Source organism: Niallia sp. Marseille-Q9988, from assembly GCF_976954375.1.
Window position 1 is genome coordinate 195025 of record NZ_CDRJSZ010000009.1, and the last position, 23320, is coordinate 218344.

General features: G+C 34.7%; 23 protein-coding genes and 3 pseudogenes. 6 read left to right on the forward strand and 20 right to left on the reverse strand.

The window, feature by feature from the left end; all coding sequences use genetic code 11:
- Window positions 1-127: 127 nt before the first annotated feature.
- Together ACWNMZ_RS17565 and ACWNMZ_RS17570 are read right to left on the reverse strand one after the other, a co-directional pair.
- On the reverse strand, window positions 128-874 hold the full coding sequence (locus ACWNMZ_RS17565) for a LytR/AlgR family response regulator transcription factor (RefSeq protein ID WP_031539929.1): 747 nt from the start codon (window positions 872-874) through the stop codon (window positions 128-130).
- Window positions 867-2627 carry a sensor histidine kinase gene (locus ACWNMZ_RS17570; RefSeq protein WP_031539931.1) on the reverse strand — a complete coding sequence of 587 codons (1761 nt, stop codon included), beginning with the start codon at window positions 2625-2627 and terminating at the stop codon, window positions 867-869. The genes ACWNMZ_RS17565 and ACWNMZ_RS17570 overlap by 8 nt, the downstream gene beginning before the upstream one ends.
- A 159-nt stretch (window positions 2628-2786) precedes the next feature.
- Here ACWNMZ_RS17570 and ACWNMZ_RS17575 point away from each other — a divergent pair, with 159 nt between their 5' ends.
- Entirely contained in the window at window positions 2787-3413 is a 627-nt protein-coding gene (locus ACWNMZ_RS17575) for a ribonuclease H1 domain-containing protein (RefSeq protein WP_031539932.1), read from the forward strand.
- A gap of 283 nt (window positions 3414-3696) precedes the next feature.
- Entirely contained in the window at window positions 3697-4641 is a 945-nt protein-coding gene (locus ACWNMZ_RS17580; RefSeq protein ID WP_031539934.1) for a nucleoside hydrolase, read from the forward strand.
- 55 nt (window positions 4642-4696) lie between these two features.
- Here the strand turns inward: ACWNMZ_RS17580 and ACWNMZ_RS17585 are convergent, their stop codons facing one another.
- The 6 genes from ACWNMZ_RS17585 to ACWNMZ_RS17610 form a co-directional block, all read right to left on the reverse strand.
- Window positions 4697-4879, reverse strand: coding sequence for a diguanylate cyclase domain-containing protein (locus ACWNMZ_RS17585; protein WP_396953879.1), 183 nt, complete (start codon window positions 4877-4879; stop codon window positions 4697-4699).
- Window positions 4880-5315: 436 nt separating this feature from the next.
- Window positions 5316-5786: a hypothetical protein gene (locus tag ACWNMZ_RS17590; RefSeq protein WP_109767230.1), complete on the reverse strand. Its 471-nt coding sequence runs from the start codon at window positions 5784-5786 to the stop codon at window positions 5316-5318.
- Between the two features lie 152 nt (window positions 5787-5938).
- Window positions 5939-6076, reverse strand: coding sequence for a TraX family protein (locus ACWNMZ_RS17595; protein WP_311297637.1), 138 nt, complete (start codon window positions 6074-6076; stop codon window positions 5939-5941).
- A gap of 22 nt (window positions 6077-6098) precedes the next feature.
- Window positions 6099-6284 (reverse strand): hypothetical protein, encoded by a 186-nt coding sequence (locus ACWNMZ_RS17600; protein WP_031539376.1) that lies wholly within the window; start codon window positions 6282-6284, stop codon window positions 6099-6101.
- Between the two features lie 327 nt (window positions 6285-6611).
- Window positions 6612-8102 carry a D-alanyl-D-alanine carboxypeptidase/D-alanyl-D-alanine endopeptidase gene (dacB, locus tag ACWNMZ_RS17605; protein WP_251628275.1) on the reverse strand — a complete coding sequence of 497 codons (1491 nt, stop codon included), beginning with the start codon at window positions 8100-8102 and terminating at the stop codon, window positions 6612-6614.
- 117 nt (window positions 8103-8219) lie between these two features.
- Complete coding sequence (locus ACWNMZ_RS17610) at window positions 8220-9029, reverse strand: Fpg/Nei family DNA glycosylase (RefSeq protein WP_235252420.1); 810 nt, start codon at window positions 9027-9029, stop codon at window positions 8220-8222.
- A 724-nt stretch (window positions 9030-9753) separates the two neighbouring features.
- Here ACWNMZ_RS17610 and ACWNMZ_RS17615 point away from each other — a divergent pair.
- The 4 genes and pseudogenes from ACWNMZ_RS17615 to ACWNMZ_RS17630 form a co-directional block, all read left to right on the forward strand.
- Window positions 9754-10140: pseudogene (locus tag ACWNMZ_RS17615) on the forward strand (transposase); the annotation flags it as partial.
- On the forward strand, window positions 10110-10466 hold the full coding sequence (locus ACWNMZ_RS17620) for a GntR family transcriptional regulator (RefSeq protein WP_031539380.1): 357 nt from the start codon (window positions 10110-10112) through the stop codon (window positions 10464-10466). The pseudogene ACWNMZ_RS17615 and the gene ACWNMZ_RS17620, both read left to right, overlap by 31 nt.
- The gene (locus ACWNMZ_RS17625; RefSeq protein WP_031539381.1) at window positions 10463-11344 is read left to right on the forward strand and encodes an ABC transporter ATP-binding protein; all 882 of its coding nucleotides are present in this window, start codon (window positions 10463-10465) and stop codon (window positions 11342-11344) included. Before ACWNMZ_RS17620 ends, ACWNMZ_RS17625 begins: the two co-directional genes overlap by 4 nt.
- Window positions 11325-11966 carry an ABC-2 transporter permease gene (locus ACWNMZ_RS17630; RefSeq protein WP_031539382.1) on the forward strand — a complete coding sequence of 214 codons (642 nt, stop codon included), beginning with the start codon at window positions 11325-11327 and terminating at the stop codon, window positions 11964-11966. The genes ACWNMZ_RS17625 and ACWNMZ_RS17630 overlap by 20 nt, the downstream gene beginning before the upstream one ends.
- A gap of 307 nt (window positions 11967-12273) precedes the next feature.
- On the opposite strand, the gene ACWNMZ_RS17635 is transcribed toward ACWNMZ_RS17630, so the two are convergent.
- The 12 genes and pseudogenes from ACWNMZ_RS17635 to ACWNMZ_RS17690 form a co-directional block, all read right to left on the reverse strand.
- Entirely contained in the window at window positions 12274-13308 is a 1035-nt protein-coding gene (locus ACWNMZ_RS17635; RefSeq protein ID WP_251628277.1) for an STAS domain-containing protein, read from the reverse strand.
- Window positions 13309-13357: 49 nt separating this feature from the next.
- Entirely contained in the window at window positions 13358-13945 is a 588-nt protein-coding gene (locus ACWNMZ_RS17640; protein WP_349205011.1) for a branched-chain amino acid aminotransferase, read from the reverse strand.
- A gap of 47 nt (window positions 13946-13992) precedes the next feature.
- A complete protein-coding gene (locus tag ACWNMZ_RS17645) occupies window positions 13993-15327 on the reverse strand; it encodes a DEAD/DEAH box helicase (RefSeq protein ID WP_031539384.1) in 1335 nt (444 codons plus the stop codon).
- Window positions 15328-15475: 148 nt separating this feature from the next.
- Entirely contained in the window at window positions 15476-16534 is a 1059-nt protein-coding gene (locus ACWNMZ_RS17650) for an undecaprenyldiphospho-muramoylpentapeptide beta-N-acetylglucosaminyltransferase (protein WP_251628280.1), read from the reverse strand.
- Window positions 16535-16632: 98 nt separating this feature from the next.
- Window positions 16633-17433, reverse strand: coding sequence for a Cof-type HAD-IIB family hydrolase (locus ACWNMZ_RS17655; RefSeq protein WP_031539386.1), 801 nt, complete (start codon window positions 17431-17433; stop codon window positions 16633-16635).
- A 73-nt stretch (window positions 17434-17506) separates the two neighbouring features.
- Window positions 17507-18480, reverse strand: a pseudogene (locus ACWNMZ_RS17660) (ring-cleaving dioxygenase).
- Window positions 18481-18660: 180 nt separating this feature from the next.
- Window positions 18661-19416, reverse strand: a complete 756-nt coding sequence (locus ACWNMZ_RS17665; protein WP_031539388.1) for an exodeoxyribonuclease III — start codon at window positions 19414-19416, stop codon at window positions 18661-18663.
- 233 nt (window positions 19417-19649) lie between these two features.
- Window positions 19650-20525 carry a MerR family transcriptional regulator gene (locus ACWNMZ_RS17670; RefSeq protein WP_251628281.1) on the reverse strand — a complete coding sequence of 292 codons (876 nt, stop codon included), beginning with the start codon at window positions 20523-20525 and terminating at the stop codon, window positions 19650-19652.
- Window positions 20526-20973: 448 nt separating this feature from the next.
- Window positions 20974-21186, reverse strand: a complete 213-nt coding sequence (locus tag ACWNMZ_RS17675) for a YjcZ family sporulation protein (protein ID WP_031539391.1) — start codon at window positions 21184-21186, stop codon at window positions 20974-20976.
- 131 nt (window positions 21187-21317) lie between these two features.
- Window positions 21318-22172 (reverse strand): protein-glutamine gamma-glutamyltransferase, encoded by an 855-nt coding sequence (locus tag ACWNMZ_RS17680; protein ID WP_035416681.1) that lies wholly within the window; start codon window positions 22170-22172, stop codon window positions 21318-21320.
- Between the two features lie 236 nt (window positions 22173-22408).
- The gene (locus tag ACWNMZ_RS17685; RefSeq protein ID WP_235252415.1) at window positions 22409-22810 is read right to left on the reverse strand and encodes a collagen-like protein; all 402 of its coding nucleotides are present in this window, start codon (window positions 22808-22810) and stop codon (window positions 22409-22411) included.
- Between the two features lie 208 nt (window positions 22811-23018).
- A pseudogene (locus ACWNMZ_RS17690) lies at window positions 23019-23189 on the reverse strand (cell wall hydrolase); the annotation flags it as partial.
- Between the last annotated feature and the right edge of the window lie 131 nt (window positions 23190-23320).

A 23320-nucleotide genomic window follows, 5' to 3' on the forward strand; every position in this document is an offset into this window, starting at 1 on the left:
TAAAAAATGAAAAAGGAAGATAAGTCATTTTCATGACAGAATGCGGGGATTTATATATGAGATGCAAAAAATAACAGATAAAATACAATGATTTTATCTGTTAGGTTCGACTAAAAAATCATCTTTGTTAAAAACCGAATAACTGCTTAATCTCTTTCGTATAATTTCTACTCAATGGCACCTTTTCCCCATTATTCATACATAATAAATAAGTAGAGTTAAACCATGGTTCTATTTCACAAATTCGTTCTTTATTTATTAAATAAGACCGATGGACTCTCATAATTGGACTGTTTATTAGCTTTTGTTCTAATTGACTTAAGGTAAATGTAACGATCATTTCCTCTTCATCGGTAACAAGTAATGTTTTTCCATTTTGTGCACTAATATAAACAATACAATCTACATCGATGATTTTAATTTTTTCGTTTGTTGAAATCGCGAGCTTATTTTTATGTATCGGAGAGTTAGTAAGTTTATTTCCTTGCCCTTCATTCCTCTTTCTTTCTCTTTTATTTACTAGTTTTATAATCGTTTGATTAATTCGCTCTTCTTCAAATGGTTTTAGAAGATAATCAAGTGCATTGACATTAAACGCCTGCAAAGCATATTCGTCATAAGCGGTAGCAAAAACAATTTCAGGGGCATTTCCATTTTCCTTAAGGTTTAAACGTTCGGCTAAGTTCATCCCGTTCTCTTCCCCAAGCTCAATATCTAAAAATATTACATCGATTTCAAGATTGTCAATATACTCTAAGGCAGTTTCAAGGCAATCGCATTCCCCTACTATCTCCATCTTATTACTTCTTTTTAACAGATAGCTTAGTTCATCTCTAGCCAATGGTTCATCTTCTATAATTAATGCTTTAATCATCTGCTCCCCTCCAGATTGCTGGCTCGTTAAATGGTATTTTGATCATTACCTTTGTTCCTCTATTCCACTCACTTTCAATGTTGAACATCCCTTTTTCTCCATAAATTTTTTTCATTCTCTCTTGTATATTCCAAAGCGCGGTTCCTGTGCCAGTGCTAGATGTTATTGTTTTTTGCCCAATCATATAAAGCGTATCCTCACACATCCCTTTACCATCATCTTCTGCAATCAGCACCATTCTATCCTTTTCTTTATGAGCAGATATCGTAATATTTCCAACATTTCCTTTTGAAAAAGCGTGGCGTATCGAATTTTCAACTAAAGGCTGAAGGGTAAAAGGGGGAATTAGTACCTTCTTTAATTCAGGATCAACTGACTCTTTCAAGATGAACTTATCTGGAAACCGTGCTTCTTCTAATGCTAAAAAAGCATGCACATGTTCTAATTCCTGTGTTAAGGGAATTAACATATTTTTGGAACCTTGTATATTACTGCGAAAATAAATACTCAATTTTCGAATCATTTCCCGAGCTTTCTCTCCATCTGTGCGAATTAGTGCTGATATAGTATTCATGCTGTTAAAAAGAAAATGGGGATGAACCTGTGATTGCAATGCTTTAATCTCCGCATCTTTTAGTAGCCTTTGCTGAAGCTCTGCCTCTGCTAATTCCAGCTGTAAAGAAAATAATTTACTTAAGCCTTCCGCCATTGTGTATTCTACTAATTGAATGTTTTTGGGATTAGCAAAATAAAGCTTCAATGAACCAACTATTTTATTATTCGCTTTTAAGGGTAATAAAATAGCAGCATAGAGAGGGCAATCTTGATTGTTGCATTGAATTTCGTCTTTATTTTTGGCTACTAATATATTACCTTCTCTTAACACTTTTTCTGTAAGTTTTGTAGAGGTTTTATCAAGGGGAATGTGATGATCCCTTCCTAGACCCTCATGTGCTAATACAATCGATCTATTTGTAATGGATACTGCATCTGCGTTTGTTGCTTTAAGCATAATTTTAGCAACCTGTTTACTTGATTCAGGATTTAGGCCTTGCCTAAAGTACGCTAGTGTAGATTGTGCAATATTTAAAGCGATATTGGTTTGGGCTGCTTTCGTTTTTTCCTCTTCTAAAAGAATATTTTGTATGATATAAATGAAAATTAACATCCCAAATCCATTGATGACAATCATCGGAAAAGCAATGATTTTGACTAGTTCGAGTGCAAGAGCTAATGGTGATGCGAATAAAAGGATGAATGCCATTTGAATTATTTCCATCGCTATGCCGATAATAACAGCCTTGCTGGCTGAGTCTTGCTGGATAGAATACTTCCTGCCGAGGAAACCGGTAACTATCCCTGCCATGATCGTTGATAATCCACAGGCTAGCGCGGTAAATCCGCCTAGTGTTAAGCGGTGAAGACCGGCTATTAATCCCACTCCAAGACCTACTAAAGGACCTCCAATCATGCCACCAATCGCAACACCCATAATGCGCGTATTTGCAATCGCGCTTGATACATCTAGTTCATGCTGCCATGTATGTGTACTTATGCTTCCTTTTAAAATTTCTACCCCGGTATAGTTGCTAATAATCCCGAACAAGCCAAAGAAAAGAATTAAATAGAGCTTATCCTGCCATTGTGATTCCTTATGGATAATCGAACGGAAAATCTTGATTCTTGATAATAAGAAGGCAAAGATAACTAAAATACCGACTCTTTCAATCATTAGTGGAAGTAACTGTAACAATGAATGCCCCACCCTCCTATTTTACTCCCCATCATTATAGTAAATTACAAGAATTATAGAAAGCCTTTTCAAAAGTTTGTGGCTAAATGCCTATTTTGTGCTTCGATTTCATTATATGATATGATTACTTAATAGGACGTGAAAGGTTGGTTATAATGAATGGCAGGGAAAAAATATTATGTTGTATGGAATGGAAGAAAACCTGGGATTTATCGTACGTGGGCTGAATGCGAAAAACAGACAAAAGGATTTAAAGGAGCAGCTTTTAAATCTTACCAATCACTTGAGGAAGCAGAAAAAGCCTTTAATCAAGGAGGGAGTTTTGGTCAAAAAGCGGCGAAAGGCTCTTCCTCTAAAAAACAGGCTAACACTTCCTTAGAAGCAATTGATGAAAATAGCATATCTGTAGATGCAGCTTGTAGCGGTAATCCTGGGTTGATGGAATATCGTGGAGTCCATACGAAAACGGGAGAAGTTCTCTTCCACTATGGGCCAGTATTTGGAACAAATAATATTGGTGAGTTTTTAGGAATCGTACATGCGCTAAGTCTTTTGCAAAAACAAGAAAAAAATACGACCATCTACAGCGACAGTATGACCGCTCTTTCTTGGGTTCGAAATAAAAAAGCAAACACTACCTTAGTGCGAGACAAGCGAACAGAAGAATTATGGCAATTAATCGAACGTGCAGAAAAGTGGTTGAAGGAAAACAACTATTCCAATAAGATTTTAAAATGGGATACGAATAAATATGGAGAGATTAAGGCTGATTTTGGACGAAAATAACTTCACGATTATGTAAATAACAAATCTATTAATCGATAATAGAAACTATACGCATCTAGGTATATAAAGAAAAAGAACTTGGAGATTATGCTAAGCTCTTTTTCTTTTTGTGGGTAAAATTTTTCCAATTAATTTAATTGTCTATATAAATAAGTTAAGCTAAGTTAATTTAGAAGAGACTAGAAACAAATATTTAGTATTTTTTTACTAATTATTCGCATGAATCTGATAGTATAATAGAATAAGCTTTATAAATGATTGTAATACATAGGAGTGAATGTCTTTGTCAAAGAAAGTTTATTTTAACCATGATGCAGGAATTGATGATTTAGTTTCCCTTTTCCTTCTACTACAAATGGATGAAGTGGAATTAATTGGTGTCTCCGTCATTCCGGCAGATGGCTATTTAGAGCCTGGTATTAGTGCAAGTAGAAAGATTATTGATCGATTTGGTAATGGAGCAATTGAAGTTGCTAGATCCAATTCTCGTGGAGTGAATCCTTTTCCAAAAGAATGGAGAATGCATACTTTTTATGTAGATGCACTGCCGATTTTAAATGAAAGTGGCGTAGTAACTGCACCTGAAAGCGCTCTTCCTGCACATGAACATTTAATTAAAGCTGTCAGAGAAAATCCGGATAAAACGACGCTTTTATTTACTGGCCCGTTAACAGATTTGGCAAGAGCATTAGAAATTGCCCCAGATATTCAAGAAAAAATTGAAAAATTAGTTTGGATGGGGGGAACATTCTTAGAGGTCGGCAATGTGCAAGAGCCGGAGCATGATGGAACTGCGGAATGGAATGCTTTCTGGGATCCGTGGGCAGTATCAACAGTATGGGCTAGCGATTTAACGATTGAAATGGTGGCATTAGAAAGTACAAATCAAGTGCCACTAACTCTTTCCGTACGAAATAATTGGGCATCATTAAGAAGATTTTCAGGCGTCGATTTCATTGGGCAATGTTATGCTGCTTGTCCCCCTCTTGTGCATGTGGAGACAAACTCTACCTATTATTTATGGGATGTTTTAACCACTGCAACGATTGGAAAAAAAGAATTGGTTAAAATGAAAGAAGTGAAATCCATTGCTTTAACAGAAGCTCCTTCCCAAGGTAGAACCTTACTAAGTGAAGAAGGTCGTCCTGTTTCTGTTGTATATGATGCAAATCGGGATGCGTTTTTCGAATACATTACAGGTTTAGCAAAGCTTGCGAAAAACGATTAATGAAAAAGGACCAATTTCCCTTCCATTATGTTAATAGGAGGGAAATTGGTCTTTTCTATATAACCATATCTACCTCAATGGCTGTAAAGGTGTTTCTTCCTTTTTCTTTTGATTCATATAGTCCTTCATCCGCTTTTAAAACTAATAAGGAAGGAGAAAGTTCTTCTTTGGGAATGATTGTTGCAATTCCAATACTTGCAGTAAGGTATGGACCAACTTTCGAGAAGTTATGCTCTATTTGCTTTGCAGCGAGTTTGCTCTTTCATTCATTTGCTACTTTGACTGCTTGAGAAGAGTCTTTATTTATAATTAGTTGAGTACTTTAACTCCTTGTTGTTGCTTTAAAATAAAGTTTAATCAAAAATACCTCCCAAGCCAGCGTTTTACGATAAATAAAAGAATCAATTTTGAAAAAAGATTGATCAAAATTGATTCTTATCCAACAGATTTAAGTTTCGGTTTTATAAAAAAGTTTGATCATTTTCTATGTATTTCTCCACAATCACGCCCTTTTCTAGAACAATTATATAACCTAAAATTCTTCATTTTTAATTTTGCTCTTGGAGATCCCCCAAAAAAAGAGTCCATAGAATAGACTCTTAAAATCGAGAATTAATTTTCCTGTAACTCTTTCACTTTTCTGTAAAATCTTATCTTTTTGTCTCCTGTCGGAGTCAATGATTCTCATTATGAGAATCAAAAAGCATTAGATATGCAAAAAACTCAGATGTTTCTTGATTAACATGAGGTGTGTCGATTCCACGTTCAATAATCATATCAACTTTTAGTTCTTCGCAATTGGAGGTTATTGCATTTAACTGGGATTCAATAATGACAAGTATTCTTTCATTATCAGATGTAATCCCCATATGATTGTAGTAATGATCACTTTTTTCATTTCTTACTACTTCATACGAAATGAAATTTAAGTTATCCAAGTTAGATTTTATAGGGTCGTTTTTGTGTACATTAATATAGTTAAGCATTGTCATTTTTAAGAAAATAGCTTCGGATTCTGATAATTCTGTTTCGACAATATCTAATTTTTTTTGAAATGCGGAGATAACGTCATTAACTGATTGTAACGGTCGAATCTCATGGGAATATTGCTGCTTCAAATATGCTTTGTACTCAACATGGTCCACGTAATCACCTCATTAATATAAGAAATGAAAGATGCTCTAGAGAACATTTCGATTCTATTTCAAAATTATCATTAAATTTATACAAGCCATTATTACTCCTGCCATATATAGACGGAAGAAATACAACTTTATATTCGAGGTGTGCTGGATTCCTATAAAGACACAATAAATATTGGTATAGATATTCTCCCTATCCACCTTAAGTATTCAGGAGTGTTCGGAAAAAATTCTCCATAATGATCTATTATCATAGCTATTAAGGCTATGATTTTCAATATAGTCGTAGACATCCGTAAACATCCTTTTATAATGCTATTGTACAAATCCACTAAAGCTACTTGGTGCGTCAAATTCTAAAAAGTATTTATCGTTTGCTACTGCAGGGTATAAAAAAGCAACTAATGTATTACCTGATTTCACAGTCCAAGAATTTACATTGCCCCATTTGTTGTACCTTACTAATTGCACCTTTAATGTACTACTATGGTGGTTTTTCACTTCAATTCTATATTCCTAATCAGGCTTTATAAGATTAATAGTTATTCCTATATTTTGAATGAATAATATAATATACAGATAGAGTATAATATGAGGTAAAATATGTCAATTATCATTATTAATATTCTGAATAAAATGTCAATTAATACTCATATCCCTGTGTGATATTCTTCAAACTATAGTATAAATATGGCACTTATCTAAATAATTGGAAGGGAGAAATGAAATACTTAGAGATAGACTTTCCTCTTAAAGTCAAATAGGAAAAAGACGATATTTCTAATCCTTTTTACAAAAAGAATCAAAAATATCGTCTAGAGTGACAAATCAATATTCTGCCAATGTCTCAATAATACGATCTTCTATTTCTTTTCCTTTTTCTTCATCCACGAGATGATTTAGTAAGATGGAAAAGATGTATTTTTTTCCGTTTGTACTTTCCATATATCCAGATATTGTGCTGACAGAGGTGAGTGTTCCTGTTTTTGCTATAACCTTCCCTTTGGTGTTTTCTCCGTTTAATCTATTTCTAAGCGTACCTCCTACCAATCGTTCCTCCATACCTGAAACAGGTAATGCTTGACTGAATGTTGCAAACCAAGGTTCTGCTTGAACTTCGTATAAAAATAGACTCAAATCATTAGCCGAAATATAGTCTATAGGAGATATACCAGATCCATCGCGAATAAGCATCTTGTTTGGGTCCAGTTGAAAAGCAATTAATTCCTCTTTTAAAACCGCTAATCCTTTTTCAAAATTTCCTTCTCCTTTCTTAACAACCCCCATTTCTTTGATTAATGTTTCTGCAATCGTATTATTACTCAATTTCATAAAAGGAATGAGTAATTCAGAGAGAGGAATCGAAGCATGCGTGGTAATAAGGGAGGCTATTTGTGGAGTTTTTCCTTTTTGGACTGCCCCATTCCATTGTATTCCTTCTTTCTTTAATGCTTGCTGGAATACGTCTAATGTATACTTCGTAGGATTATCTACTGAAACCCACTCTTTTTTTAGAGAAGTAGTAATAGGTAGTCTCCCAGTAACAGTGACCACTTTACTATTATGTTTTCTCTCCACTTTCAAGCTAGTCTCAGACTCTTTATCCCCTGTTTTCACCATATTTTTTATTTTTATTTCCGATGTTCTAGGAATACTGTTGATTACGACAGGCTCGCCAATATTTTTTCCAGGCTTTATTTCCAGTAATACGGTCCCAGCGTCATATTCTTTATTTGGTGATAAGGTTAAAGCAGAAATCGGCGCTCCATAATAGGTTGATTCATCACTCCATGCTAAATCAACGGAATATGGCGTGTCATCATACCAAGAATCATCACCAATGATGTTACCATCAATGTAACGGATTCCTTTTTGCTTCAGTTCTTTTGCCATTTTTTCTAAATCAGTTGCTAGTAGACTCGTATCTCCATTCCCCTTTATGTACAAATTTCCTTTCAAATGCCCATTTACCACTCTACCATCTCCATAGATTTCCGTAATAAATTGATAGTCCTCCCCCAATACTTTTAAGGCAACGGCGGATGTCAATAACTTCATATTGGAGGCTGGTGTTAATCGTAAATCACTCATATGTTCATAAAGGATGTTGCCAGATTCTTGATCGCGTATGCTAATTCCTGCAAGACTTCCTTTCAGATCAGGTTCTGATTGTAAGAGAGATTCAAGTGCAGTGGATATCGTTGCTTTTTTATGTGTTTCTGCTGCTAAAGCCATTGGAGAAAAAGCATTTGGTGTGCTGCCAGATAGGAAAATGGAGAATATCAAAATTTGTAATATTCCCTTTTTCAAAAAAGCCATTTTCTCACTCCTTATTATATGATGCTTTCCACCATGGATAAGTTGGGTGTTAAGTGGACTAAAGGAATAGTCTGTCCAGTTTTTTGAAAATTACTCCTAATATATGCGGAAAAATAGTTAAAACTGACATCCTGGACAATAAAAACTTTTTTTAGAAGAGATTTTAATTTTCTTTATTTTATTCTGGCAGCGTGGACATGCTTCTCCTTCTCTATCATATACTTTGCAAATATCATTGTAGCTCCCTGTTTTAGTATCACCTAAATAGAGTGGATGTTCCATATATCCCCCTATATTGGTTGCTAGTGTCAGTGTGTTCTTTATGGAGCGAAAAAGATTTTTCATTTCAGGCTCCTTTAAGTCTTCTAGTTTTCTTGTTGGCAAAAGCTGTGCCTCATAACAAATTTCATCTGAATAACAATTGCCAATCCCAGCAATAAAATGTTGATCAACTAATTTAAGCTTTAAATTTCCTCTCTTCGTGTTTATAGTTCTTATAAAGAGCTCCTCCGTAAATGTAGAATTAAATGGCTCAGGTCCAAGCTCTTTCAGTTTTTCTTTACATTCTTCTAGGGTAAGCAAATGAAGATACCCTAAGCGTAATCCGATAAAATATAGATGTTTTTCTCCAAATGAAAATTGGATTTGAATCGTTCGTTTGGGCTTCTCTTCTTCTTTTCCGTAAAACATCCATCCACCAAGCATTAAATGAAGCAACAAGATTTTTTGATTGGATAAATGAAAAAGTAAATGTTTTGCACGTCTTTCGATTCGAATGATGGATGCATTTTGCATTTGATTTAAGAAGGCAGGAATCGGAATATTTATTGATTTTTCACGATTTATGGCAATAGCAGTAATCGGGCGGTTGACAATCAATTCACTTAATAGGATTTTGTAGTTTTCCATTTCTGGTAATTCAGGCATAGTATCCTCTCCTTTATCGCTTCCTTCTTATTTTTTCCAGATGAATGGAAAATATTATAAAAAAAGCCATAGTCAAGAATTGCAGATTTACAACGTTAAGGGAATTCTCATATTAAAGCCCAATTTCTCAACATTTATATTTGAGAAATTGGGCTTTTGTAATCGTCAGTTAACTTTGAACACTTTTTGTTGCATTGAAGTTAACACTTTGCTGGAAATTAGAACGTGTACATTGTCACTTTACATACAGCCTCTGCGGATAAGTTGATGAGCCATGAAGCCGGATGCACCAAGATATCTGGCTCAGCCAAATTAGGCTCTCCTGCTCTTCTCTCTAAATAAAGTTCTCGTCATTACTGGAAAATAGTGTTCAGTCTTATTCAGCATTTTTGGTAAGAAAGTGTTCATTTCTACTTGGTGGTTACAGATTTTTTTCGTTGCTTCGTTAAAGCCTGGTCTTAATTATTCAATTTCCTAAAATCATCACTATAATTGGGTGGAGTAAAAATAAAATTATGTCCTTCGCTTAACATTTTTAATCACTACTTTACAATGGGGAATACTTGACATGCTGACCATACTGTAACTTAAATCCTGATCGGCTACTTCATAATCCACTCGATCCACAAGAATTAAGACGCACTTTCATAACTTCAATCGTTACCCATTCTCCTCTACTTTCAATAGGTCCATTTAATGATTGGCTGCCATCAGCATCTTCACCCTTTATTTTAATATGCTTCTATAATATAAAGAGCATCTATCAGAGTTGGAGGCAGAGATAGTTGCTCTTTGTATTGAAGAATATAAGATTATCAATCTAATCTATCCCTGGTATCGGTGAAAAATCGCTGAAACGATTATTTCAGAAATTGGAGAGATAGATTGGTTTAACCAATCAAAAATTTGTCCCATTAGCTGGAGTGGATCCTGAGGTGTTTGAATCCGGTAAATTTTAATCTACTATGGTTCGTATTACAAAACGTGGATCAAGTAGGTTGCAGCCCTCCTTATATATGGCTGTATTCGTTATTGTCGTAAACAGAAAACAACTGATGAAATTATCCCTAGAAACAAAAAATTAAGAGCGTTATTCACCAGCAAATCAAAGACCAAATAAAAGATGCTATTTTCAAAGGAGAGATTGGTGAGGGTGATCCTCTCCCATCTATTCGAAATTTTGCCCATGACTTGAAGGTAAGTGTTCTTACTATTCGTCGCGTTTACGATGAATTAGAAGAAGAAAGGTTTATTACAAGTCAAGTGGGAATTGGTACTTTTGTCTCTACCGGCAATCTTGAGCTGATTCGAGACTCTAAACGTCATCTTGTTGAGCAAGTAATGCTTGAGTTAATTCAAACCGCAAAGACATTGAGAATTACTAAAGAAGAGTTAAATGAAATGATGAATATTCTATATGAGGAGGATGGACAGTGAGTAGCATTTTAGAAGTAACAGGGCTAAATAAATCTTATGGAGATTTTTCTCTTTCTGATGTTAGTTTTACTTTAGAGGAGGATTGCATTACAGGGTTTATTGGTATCAATGGAGCAGGGAAAACAACTACAATACGGACAATACTTGGACTTGTAACAAGAGCATCAGGTACTATTAAATTCTTTGGAAAGGATATGAACAAATATGAACAGGAATTAAAGGATCGTATTGGGATTGTTTTGGATGATGGAGGCTTTTATGATGAATTGTCAATGGCAGAAATGACAAGCATTATATCCCCTGCATATTCAAGATGGAGTGAACAAGATTACAAAACCTTTATGGAACGCTTTTCCTTAAACCCACGCCAAAAGATTGCCACCTTATCAAAGGGGATGCGTATGAAATATTCATTGACTTTAGCACTTTCCCATCAGGCGGACTTACTGATAATGGATGAACCTACAAGTGGATTAGACCCCTTAATCCGAAGTCAGCTTATGGAAATCTTGAAAGATTATATGAAACAAGGAGGTAAAGGGGTTTTCTTTTCGACGCATATCACTTCTGATTTAGATAAAGTTGCAGATATGTTAATTCTCATCAACAATGGTAGGATTTTATTTGAAGAAGAAAAGGATATTCTGATTGACACTCACCGTTTGGTAAAAGGCGATATAAAGGATTTGACTGATGAAACCAGAAACTTGTTCTTGAATATTCAAGAAACAGAATTTGGTTTTTCGGGTATCACCAATCAATTGTCGAAGGTTCAAACAAACATGCACGACATTCTGATTGAAAGAGCTACAATTGAAGATATTATGCTTGGATACATAGAAAAGGAGACAAAAAATAATGTTATTACATCTCGTTAAAAAGGATATTCTCCTTGTCAAGAAATACTTACTATTTATGTTGCTTGTAGTAATTGCTTTCCCACTATTTATTATGGCTCGCAATCCTGAATTTTTAGGTTTTAACACCTTTCTAATTTCAGTGATTTTTACAGAATTTATGCTCTATCAGTATGTATCGATTGCAGAAATGAAATACCCTAAAGCTACCGCGTTACTTTGTGGTACGCCATATTCTCGCAGCATGCTCATAAAGGCAAGATATGCTTTTCTTCTTTTGATTTTTACCTACTGCTATGTAGCATATACCGTATTAGCACTGTTCGTGCCTAAAGTTGAATATCTTACCCTGTTAAGCACACTTACTGCTCTGCTGATTTCGACAATATTATTTGGCGTATATACACCCATACAGTATAAATTAGGTTATGAAAGAACAAAGTATTTCTTCTCAATTGTTATTGTAGCAACACCATTTATCTTGCCGGCACTATCAAACGTAGATATCAGACTCGATTTTATTGAACTATCTGCAATGTCTATGTTAGCTAAATGTTTGATACTGATTGTGGCTGTTATTGCTATTCTTTGTATCTCTTTGATTGTATCCATAAAGATTTATTCAAAAAAAGATTTATTATAACTGTTAAAGAAATATTATCAAAAAAGGAGGAAAGAGAGTATGCCCATTTTACCAACACCAATAGTAATACTTCTTGTATTATTTCCCTTTATATATTTTGGTTATAAGTTTTATAGAAATCATAGAAAATAGTAAACTTGAGAAATTGTTACCGTTAGGTGGGAACATATTAATTTACGAGGTGGATACCACTTTAATTTGGAGAAAATAGTATCCTTAGATTCTTTAAGAGCACTAAAGTATTCTTAACGTTGTTAAAAACAGGCTTAGCGTTGTAAACCCGTATTTAACTGAAGGTACCCATAGATTACTCTTTATGCATCACTTGTTTCTCAATTCGATAACCAAGTGCTTCTATCGCATATTGGATGCCTTGCTCCAATGTCGCAAATGTTTGAATATGTTTTATATCCACACCAGAATTAATTATTTGCATGCTTAATGAAGGATTAATACCAACGAGAACACATTCTCCTCCGATTAATTCGATTGCTTTCACTAAGCCCTGAAGTCGAAAAATGATAAAGGAATCAAATTCACTAATTCCAGTTAAATCAAGCAACAGGAAGCTTGCACGGCGCTCGGAGAATTCTTTTAATCCTTTTTGCAGTAAATCTTCAAAACGCTCATCATTAAATTTACCAATTAGGGGAATTGCTATTATTCCTTGCATAACAGGCATTACTGGTGTCGAAAGATGTCTAATTAAAGTAGACAATTCTTTCGTGCGCTTCTCTACCATTTCTTCTAATTCATTTATGTAATTTGCTTCTTTTCCTCTCGCTATTTCATGGACATTATGGTGTGGTGTATTAGATGATACGAATATATTCATTTCATCATAATCCGCTCCACTTGATTGTGTTTTTGTTAACTCATACCACATATTCTCTTGAAATAGACCACTGAAAACACCTGCCCAATGACTAGGTAATAAAACAGCAGATTGGTTAGGATTCAGAGATTGAAATATCCGATGTTCCCATGTGTTTTTCAACTGCACTTTAACAGTTTTCGCTTCTTTATTAAAGGAGGTAATTGTAACATTTCCCCAGCCGGCACTGGAATAAATTTCACTGTATTTCTTGATAACTTCCTCGATTGTAAAACGATTTTGATAATAGTCATTTACTAGGAGACCCATGCGGAATCCCGTCGTTTCAAAGACAGCATTGGAAGCATCCGGTCCGGAGATTTCCATAATCGTACTTAAAAAAATTTTAAATGCATTATCCCAAAACAAGAGTGCTGGCGCTCCATCAAAATGGAAAACACCATCCTTCTTATTCCATGAAAATTCACTAGAATTAATCTGAACTATTTGATTCGCTTCTTCTGACATTTCTCTCCCTCACTTATAAAAACGATTATATTTCTATTTTTTCTACACCTTAAGCAGTTAAACTTCCTTGTAATGCAAATAAAAATGCATATGCTAGTTTTAATGCTTCGCCAATTTCCATGTTTTTGTGAAAACTGTTGACTTTTTCTAAAGAGAAATTAACATCCCATATGCCGTCATTTCCATTAAACATTAGTTGGTAATTAGTCTCATCTCCGCTTAAATGCTCTTCCATAAATGAACGGATTTCTTTTTCCTTCTTTTTTGGAGCTTTTAACCCACATAATACTTCATAAGTTCTAAAGACGGAATCTACTTCTAATGACAGAGAATCAACTCCAATAACCTCGAATGCCTTTGTTTCCACATAGAGATATACATCTATATTTTTTTCAAAGTATTGAACTTCTTCCTTTAAGAAAATGGCATCGATATTTTCTTGTACGACTTCGTCCGTTTCTTTATTCGCAAGCTCCATATATAGATCTGAAAAACGCTCTGCGGTGGTTCCTACAACTATATTGTCCTCTGTAAGTAGTTCTTCTTTTCTAACATAATTCAATTCTTCTTCAAAAAGAACAACTTTTCCTTCTTTTTGTGCTTTTTCTAGATGATTTTTCATTTCCGCTTTTAACAATGGAATGAGCTCCTTTCGATGTTATATTCCTATTTTGGCTAACAAATTTATCTTTTTCCTGCTCGCTTCTTTGGTTTTGTCCGTTTTTTAGCAGGTGATTGGAATGTACTTGAGTTCTTATTGCTCTCTGAAAAACGTTTTCGTTTGTTATCATTACTTTGTCTATCAGATCTAGATGGACGAGATGTCTCTCTATTATTTTTAGGAGAACCTTGCTTTTTGTCCTTTTTTACTTGAGGTTTCGTTTCCAGCTCTTTTTTATTTTTGTCTGTCTTTTTAGGCTGTTGTATTTTTTCTATTTTAATAGCCAATTGTTCCTCAATAGTGTCTAATAGGTCTCTATCATCAGAGGAATAAAAGGTAACTGCATACCCTTCTGTTCCTGCTCTACCCGTTCTGCCGATTCGATGCACATAGCTCTCCGCATCCTGTGGAATATCATAATTATAAACATGTGTAATACCATCAATATCCAATCCTCTTGCCGCAACATCTGTAGCAATTAATAATTGGAATTTTCCATCTCGAAAAGCTTTCATTACTTGCTCTCTTTTTGTTTGCGACAAATCTCCATGTAATTGGCCACAGCTAAATTTATTTGCGAGCAATACTTCATATAATTTGGTCACACGACGCTTTGTTCTGCAAAAAATTACGGCCATATAGGGATTCGCTTCCTTAACTAAGGTCATTAACGTTCCTTGTTTTGCACGATCAGTTGTATGTATGCTTACTTGCTTAACCGTCTTTGCAGGCCCTTGTTTTGCTTCTACTGTAAAATATTCGGCATTTTTCGTATATTTTTTCGCAAGCTTTTCTACTTCCTTTGAAATAGTTGCAGAAAATAACATCGTTTGTCTCGACTTAGGTATATGTCTCATGATATAGCTAATCTCATCTAAAAATCCAATGTGAAGCATTTGATCTGCTTCATCTAATACAAAATAAGAGATTTTACTTAAATCAACCGTACCGCGTTTGATATGATCAATTAATCTGCCTGGTGTAGCGACTACTATTGATACATCTTTTTGTAAGACTTTCAATTGCTTGTCCACATCCTGCCCGCCGTATACAGCTAGCACCTTTATTGCCTCTTGTTTCATTTTCATGATTTCATCGGTTATTTGAATGGCTAGCTCTCTTGTGGGTGTTAAGATTAGTGTTTGAATGTGTTTTGCATCAGTATCCAATTTTTCTAATATCGGCAATACAAAAGCAAATGTTTTGCCTGTCCCCGTTTGTGCTTGGGCAATTAAATCTCCTCCTTTTAGGAGTGGTGGAATGACCTTTGCTTGAATGGGGGTTGGCTGTTTTATTCCTTGTTTTTTAAGTTTTTCGATGGTTGATGAAGACAATCCGAGATCTGTAAATGATTGCATTGTTTCTACCTACTTTCCTTGCGCTAATATAGCGATTCCCATTTATATATTTTGGCTTTTTCTGAAGAAATTATCAAGCGACCATAAATAAAGGCTACAGGTAGATTTGAACATGCAAACTCTACTTGTAGCCTGACATATGCTTATATTAATAACGATTTAATTCTTTTATAATTTCCTCTAACGCATTTTTGCTTTTGTTCTGTTGCATTTTTTCAATCATTAACGCCCTGTTGCGTTGAATTTCTTTAAGGGTATGAAGGAAATGGTCTTTCGTTAACGACTCTTCTTCTATCATATAGGAGTAACCATTTTCCGTAAAGACTTTGCCATTTAATATTTGATCGCCTCTACTTTGCTGTTTCGTTAACGGAATAATGACCATGGGTATCCGTAATGCTAGAAATTCAAAGATAGAATTCGATCCGCCTCTTGTAATGACTATCTCCGTCGCTGCTAAGATATCAGCTAATTCCTCATACACATACTCAAATTGCTTATAACCTTTTATCCCTTCATGCTCTTCTGAAAGATTGCCTTTGCCACATAGATGGACGATTTGATAGGTTTGCAATAGAGTATCTAAATTATTACGAACGACTTCATTTATTTTTTTTGCACCGAGGCTCCCGCCCATAACGGTAAGAATCGGTTTTTGACTAGTAAAGCCAAGAAATAGCTTTCCTTTCGCTTGTGAACCAGAGAGTATCTCTTTTCGAATCGGAGAACCTATCGCTTTACTTTTTTCTGTAGGAAGATATTGCAATGTTTCTTCAAAAGAGGTGAAGATTTTCGATGCAAATCGCACAGATAATTTATTGGCTAATCCTGGTGTTAAATCACTTTCATGAAGAATGACAGGTATCTTTAATTGACGGGCTGCAATGACAACAGGTACGGAAACAAATCCACCCTTTGAAAATAAGACATTTGGTTTGATTTTTTTCAGTACTTTTCTTGCATCATAACAGCCTTTTAATACTTTAAAAATGTCTTTGACATTTTCTTTTGATAGATATCTTCGAAGCTTCCCACTTGAAATCGAGTGATAAAGAATATCAATCTTTTCAATTAAATCTTTTTCGATTCCTGCTTTGCTGCCGATATAGGAAATATCCCAATCTTGTTTATTTAACTCATTAATGATGGCAATATTAGGGGTGACATGTCCAGCTGATCCCCCACCAGTAAACACAATTTTTTTCAAAATGTATCAGACTCCTATTCTTTTTATCCATTTTCGCAGCGAAAAAGCCAGATGTTACCATAAGTAATCTGGCTTTTCATTAATCTAGTATATGACGATTACACTAATTTCAGAATCTCTTCAATTGCATATGCTACGCCACTCTCGTTGTTGCTCTTTGTAATATCGCTTGCTCTTTTTTTAATCTCTTCTGGAGCATTTTCCATTGCAAAAGATCTTGTAGATACTTCAAATTGAGTTACGTCATTACCGCCATCCCCAAAGGAATAAACTTCATCAAAGGAAAGATTTCGCAAGTTTTCATATCGTCTAATCGCTTTTCCCTTTTGTGCTTCACTTGACGTGATTTCACAGTTATTTGGAAAAGAAGATGAGAAAGAAATCGTATCATGCTTTTTTAAAGCCTCTTTCACTTTATCAATTTTATCCAATTGTGTTTCATCAACAACTGCGATTAATTTATAGATTTTAACATCTTTTAATTGAAGAATCGCTTCATAATCTTGTTGATCGAAAAGTGCTTGAATCTCATCCCAAGCTTTCCCTCGAAGCATTGGCAAAGTCCCTGGAAATCCACCTTGATTCGTATAGACAAGTACCCCAACCTCTAGGCTTTGTAATGCTTTGAGCAAGGTTTGATATAACTCAAGCGAAATTTGTGTTTCATAAAGCAGGTTTCCCGTTTCATCATACATCATACTGCCATTTAGGCAAAAAATCGGAAGCTCTAATTCTTTAACGCCATCTACTTTAATAACATCTGCGTATTGGCGTCCTGTATTTAAAATCACATCAATATGATGCTCCTTTAATTTTTGGATAACATTTCGATTTGCTTCTGAAATTTGATGATGGTCATCTAATAAAGTACCATCTAAATCAATGGATACACATTTCATTTTTCTTTTCCCCCTAGCAATTCCAACAATGATACTTTCTTTATTTTAGCATATATTTTCCCTTTCTTTGTGATTATTTACTGCTTGTATCTAAAGGTTCTAATATAGCTTCTATGTCTGCACGTTTAGTCTCTAAAAATGGTGGGAGTGCAAGTGATTCTCCCAAATGTTCTAGAGCTTCATCTGTAGCGAATCCAGGTCCATCTGTAGCAATCTCAAATAAGATTCCGTTCGGTTCTCTAAAATAAAGGGATTTAAAATAGTATCGATCAACGAAGCCTGAATTTTGGAACCGTGATTCATTTATTTTTTCAATCCAAGTGTGTAGTTCTTCCTCATTATCAGCACGAAAGGCTACATGATGTACCCCCCCTCTTCCTAGTCGCTGTACTTTTAAATCGGTCCGTTCCTCTAGATGGATTTCCGCGCCAGACCCCCCCTCGCCTGTCTCATATACTTGTATAGATGGCTGATTTTCGAAAGTGGATGGATAGGTATCTTTTAAGCGAAAGCCAAGTAAATCGGTTAATACACGAACAGTAGCCTCTGAACGACGTACCGTTAATTGAACTGGCCCAAGACCTGTGATTGCAAATTCAGTTGGAACTGAGCTTTTATCCCATGGACTGCCTGCTTTAACGAAGGGATCATGCTCATCTGACACAAGGAAAAATCGTTGTGTCTCAAAGTCTCTAAATTCCAATGTCAGCCGTCCAGCTCTTTCTGTTATATCTCCATGGTTGACACCAAATCATCCAGACGTTTTACCCAGTAATCTAACGCTTTATCACTTGGCACTCGCAAAGAGGTTGCTGAAATGCTGCTTACCCCTTCTCTGTTAGGAGCCATATGGGGAATTTCAAAAAACGTGAGCTCTGTTCCAGGATTTCCTTGTTCGTCTCCATAAAATAGATGATAGACAGAAGGATTATCTTGATTGACTGTTTTCTTTATTAAACGTAATCCTAGTACCTTTGTGTAAAAGGCATAATTTTCTTTCGCTTTCGCTGTCATAGCAGAAACATGATGAATTCCTTTTAAATTCATAGAAGTCCCTCCTTCAAAATATGTATAGATGATATATAAATCCAATACTTAAGCATTTGTAACCAAGAAATAGTTTTCGATATAGGAAATTTACTCAAAGCGAAAAAAGGCATCTGCTTTTCATTCTAACAATTTTTTTCTTCTTTAGAATGTTAGCGAAAATGATGCCCTTTCATTATATTATATTTGTATATCAAGTTGCACGGGACAATGATCGCTTCCCAATACATCACAATGGATATTTACATCAGTGATATTGTCTATTAATTGATTGGAGACGATAAAATAGTCAATTCTCCACCCAATATTTTTTTCTCTTACCTTTGCCATATAGCTCCACCATGTGTACACATCTGTTCGTTCAGGGTATAAATATCTAAAACTATCTACAAAACCTAATTGTAGTAAGCTAGTCATTTCCCCTCTTTCCTCTGTTGTAAAGCCGGAATTCCCAATATTAGGCTTCGGGTTTTTTAAGTCGATTTCTTGGTGAGCTACATTTAAATCGCCACAATAAATCACCGGCTTCATTGCTTCTAGTGATGTAATATATTGCTTTAGTTGTTTTTCCCATTCTACTCGATAGGATAATCTGCTTAAATCTCGCTTTGAATTTGGTGTATATACATTCAATAGGAAAAAGTTTTCGAACTCTAAAGTAATAGCTCTCCCCTCTAATTCTTCAAAGTCTTCTCCAATGCCATATTGGACAGAAAGAGGCTTTTCTTTAGTAAAAACAGCTGTTCCTGAATAGCCCTTTCTTTCAGCATAATTCCAAAATTGATGGTAGCCTTCTAATTCTAATTTTATTTGTCCTTCTTGCAGCTTTGTTTCTTGAAGACAAAAGATATCTGCATCTATTTGCTGAAAAAAATCCAAAAAGCCTTTTTTAACACAGGCTCTAATTCCATTAACATTCCAAGTTACTAATTTCATAAAAATACTCCTAACTATATCAATCTTCTAATTAATAAGAGTATCATGAAATGGGTGTTCGTTAAAGGATTATATCTTGGAAGAAAAGGCTGTTAAATTTACGAGCTTATCTCTAAATAATTTAAATAAGTAGGAATGTCCTATGCATCTTTCCCTACCCAATACCTAATAGTGGAACTACTCTATTTTCTTCATAACAATTCAAACTTCTAACCATAAAGGGAGATTAGCGCCTAGTTATTTAATTGATTGGATTCTGGATAGTGTAACAATAATGTTTCGTTAGCTAATTCCATCTGTTTACAATACGCTGCGTAAGAATTACTTAATTTTTTCATTGAGGGAATAAATACTTCATAATAACCACTAGCTTTATTAAACTCCTTAAATATATGATGAATTTTATAAATGGGAGAATTCTTGTATTGCTCGGATTTTTTGTACTCCAAGTATCGCTCAATTGCTTCCTTGTTTTCTGTTAAAAATATAGTAGGATTTTCAATAGATTGTTTTGTTCTTTCCAACAATTCATGAATATTATCTGTTTTTACATCTTTTGTACTTTCTAATAAGAACAATTTTAAGTCCTCTGTTAATGGTAATGTAGGCACATTATCTAAAAACGATATTATTTCTTCATACGCCGACTGCTGCACAGAAGTTGTGATAGGCTCGTTCAAAAAACGTGCAAAATGCATGCAAATAAATCGACCATAGTAGTCCGGAAATGCCTCCAATATCTTTTCTGTTACAGTTGCATGCTGTTCTAATGTTCTTAGTTCCTTGCTTATATCAGAATAATCTTTATCAAAGCTTAGTTGGTCCAGAAGAGATTTTTTCTCTTGATCCCTCTGTATAGCTAATTCTTTCTGTACGGATATCTTTTGTAATGTGTTATTTGTTTTATCGGCAAGGACTAACTTAATTTCTAATGTGCTAAGCCCCAGTTTTCGTAAAACATAAATTTTCCTTAAACAAATTAGATCATTTTCGTTAAAATCACGGTAACCATTATCCAATATTTTAGGACATATCAATTTTTGTTCTATATAATATTCAATAGCTTTTTTAGTCAAATTTGATAATTTCCTTGCTTCATTAATTAACATACTATCACCTCTCAAAATAAGCTTAATCTGACACCCAAGGGGATAGTCAATAAATATTTTTAAATGATCCTTGTTTCCCTACTATTCAAAGATTTTCCCAAAGTTCCTTGTAGTAATTCATTCACAAGAACACTCCAATAACGACTTAAATATACCATGTTCGGAGGACATTAAAAAGCAGTTACTTGTAGACAGAAAAAAGCCCTCCGTTGTTAAGGAAGGCGCATACTCGTTTATATCCAAACGTATAATCGTTAAAATGACATTTGTTCATTCTTTAGTGTCAACTTTTTTTATAGTCAATTTCCTGTTTATTTACATAAATAAAGACGATGTTAGCGATTGTTAGCATCGTCTATCTAGTTCGTTTCAAAAAAATTTAATATTTTTTATGTGAATTTATTAGGGATAAAACTGCTTAAATTGTGAATATAACACGGAGACATTATTAACAAATACAAGCTCCCACAATGATTAATAAAATAAACAACACGACAACTAAAACAAAGTCATTCTTTTGATATGTTGGCCCACAATAACTGTAAGCAGGTGCTGTGTAGGTAGGGAAAGATGGAGCATTCATAAAAAAAGCAGGCGACGTGTTAGGCTGAGGTGGAACATTCGCACCTTGAGTTGGAGATGCATTTACGTTAGCATACATTTTCATTCATCCTTTCTTATAGTTAGGTTATCACTATATGATACTCTCAAAAATGAAAATGGAGCCCGTCTATTAAAAAATGGGTATGTACCCATTCATGAACATGATATTTACGGAATTGAAAAACTGAATCAGCCTTTGAACAGATATCCCAAATGTAGTAGATATTTCTGATATCTTTGAGTGGATATGGAACTGTAATTATGATGCACAACGGGTAGTTGGGGTTTGAAAGCAATACTTCTCGTTTGCCCTTTTGCTAATCTTGATAATTTGGTAAATGATGGTCTTGTCACCAAACTTGTCAGGACAGCAGAACGATTACTTCCCGGTATTCTCCTTTTATTAAGTACCTGAGTGATTTCTTGATTCGTCTTTATGGAAAAGCCATGCCCGAAAAATCTCCCATCTTCAAGCATAATAGCATTTAATCCTCTAAACCAAGGTGTTGTTAAATCAAAGTCTGGATTTTCAAAGTAAACAATGTCACCAGGTAAAAAACTACTTGAATGAAACGTAACTAGACCGAGGTCAGTATCCACATGCCAACTGTAAAGATAAAGATTTTGAAAATAAGCATTGAATAAATTTTTACCGATAGTCTGTAATGTAGCATAGTAATAAACTATGACAGAAGCAGTTGCGCATTCAAACGCATATAGCGAACTGTTCTTATAAATATCCATAATGGCATCAGATGGTTGCACATCTGATCTCAGCAAAAACCCACCAGCTATCGTTAATTGCCAATAAGCAGGATTGCACCGTGCTTGCTCGAAAATTGTAAACTGAGCCTCAGTTTCATTCATTTCTTTTGCTCCATTAATGATATTTTTGCGCATTCTAATTTCGAACTGCAACTCCTCTAAAGAAGGATAAGAAAAGATGTTATGATCATCATGCATATACTGCAAGATAGCTTTTTCCATGTGCTCCAATGGCCAATTATCTTGAGGTTGAAAGGTTGTTCCTGCTATTTGTATCATTTGCTCCTCCATTCACACTTTTTTTCTTCTGGTGGGTATAAATCTAAGGTATTCTCTTTACCTCTTAAAAATGTAATGGTAATTGCATATTGAGTGGCAAATTGCAGTTTTAGATTTAAATGAAGTAAATTCTTCCATTAATTTTTGCTATATTCATTCTATTTTATTTAATGAAAAATAAATCCTAAATAAAAATAAGGTGATACTTCTTTCAAGCATCACCTAAAAAATGTTATTTAGAAACATGTAAACGAAACAATTCTTCTTGTGTCAATACCAAATATAACCCAAAATCTTCCATTCCATCTGAAGCCAGCGACAGATCTAGGACCTATTATAATAGGATAAACCCAAAATCCTTGACCATTACTTAGCCAAATAAAGGTATTACGAAACATACATAAGCTAATTGCACCTGGATCAATAGCAAACGGTGAAGCAACGGCTTGTTGAGGAGTAAATGGTGGAGGAGGAGCCGTTGGAGCTTGGGAAGGCTGAAATCCAGGTCCTGGAATACCAGGAAAAGCTGGAGCTCCTCCAAATCCAGGTCCTGGAGGAGATGGAATAAGGAAATTCAGAAATTGTCTCTCTAATTGTTGATTAGCGTTTATAGCAGGATAAACTTCATGATTAGACATTCAAACATAACCACCTTATATTTAATAAATCTCTAAAGTATTGTATGTTTTCCTGTATTTTGTGAAGCTTATTCGCTGTATTAAGGACCGCCCAATCTACAGAAAATTTTTTGCAACTACCAATATGTGTTTAGTCATATATTCCAATAAAAAAAGCTAAAAAGATGCAAAATTAAGCCATGCATGTTTTTAGCTTATTCATAAGTTCTCATCCTATATATACACTTTCACATGTTCCTGCCTTTGGTTCATAAAAACAGTGTTGTTTAAATTGCCCGGTAAAAGGTTGGTCATACCATGTTGGAGGACAAGCTCCGCTAGGATTAAAGTACCATAAAGCAAATCTTGCCGGATGTTCTCTCCAGTATTTTACATTTTGAAGTGAGTATGAGTAAAATGTTTGTGGGAGAATAAATATCCTTTTTGTCTAGTTGGGGGACGAGTCCCCCAACTAGACAAAAAGGCCACCAAGCGAAAGCGCGGTAGCTGGAAAAAATTAAGTATTAAAAA

Bases quoted from the DNA above. Each gene is read 5' to 3' on its own strand.
- ACWNMZ_RS17565 (WP_031539929.1), bottom strand. From the start codon at position 874: ATGATTAAAGCATTAATTATAGAAGATGAACCATTGGCTAGAGATGAA.
- ACWNMZ_RS17575 (WP_031539932.1), top strand. From the start codon at position 2,787: ATGGCAGGGAAAAAATATTATGTTGTATGGAATGGAAGAAAACCTGGG.
- ACWNMZ_RS17595 (WP_311297637.1), bottom strand. From the start codon at position 6,076: ATGTCTACGACTATATTGAAAATCATAGCCTTAATAGCTATGATAATA.
- dacB (WP_251628275.1), bottom strand. From the start codon at position 8,102: ATGGCTTTTTTGAAAAAGGGAATATTACAAATTTTGATATTCTCCATT.
- ACWNMZ_RS17610 (WP_235252420.1), bottom strand. From the start codon at position 9,029: ATGCCTGAATTACCAGAAATGGAAAACTACAAAATCCTATTAAGTGAA.
- ACWNMZ_RS17630 (WP_031539382.1), top strand. From the start codon at position 11,325: ATGTTATTACATCTCGTTAAAAAGGATATTCTCCTTGTCAAGAAATAC.
- ACWNMZ_RS17635 (WP_251628277.1), bottom strand. From the start codon at position 13,308: ATGTCAGAAGAAGCGAATCAAATAGTTCAGATTAATTCTAGTGAATTT.
- ACWNMZ_RS17645 (WP_031539384.1), bottom strand. From the start codon at position 15,327: ATGCAATCATTTACAGATCTCGGATTGTCTTCATCAACCATCGAAAAA.
- ACWNMZ_RS17655 (WP_031539386.1), bottom strand. From the start codon at position 17,433: ATGAAATGTGTATCCATTGATTTAGATGGTACTTTATTAGATGACCAT.
- ACWNMZ_RS17665 (WP_031539388.1), bottom strand. From the start codon at position 19,416: ATGAAATTAGTAACTTGGAATGTTAATGGAATTAGAGCCTGTGTTAAA.
- ACWNMZ_RS17670 (WP_251628281.1), bottom strand. From the start codon at position 20,525: ATGTTAATTAATGAAGCAAGGAAATTATCAAATTTGACTAAAAAAGCT.
- ACWNMZ_RS17675 (WP_031539391.1), bottom strand. From the start codon at position 21,186: ATGTATGCTAACGTAAATGCATCTCCAACTCAAGGTGCGAATGTTCCA.
- ACWNMZ_RS17680 (WP_035416681.1), bottom strand. From the start codon at position 22,172: ATGATACAAATAGCAGGAACAACCTTTCAACCTCAAGATAATTGGCCA.
- ACWNMZ_RS17685 (WP_235252415.1), bottom strand. From the start codon at position 22,810: ATGTCTAATCATGAAGTTTATCCTGCTATAAACGCTAATCAACAATTA.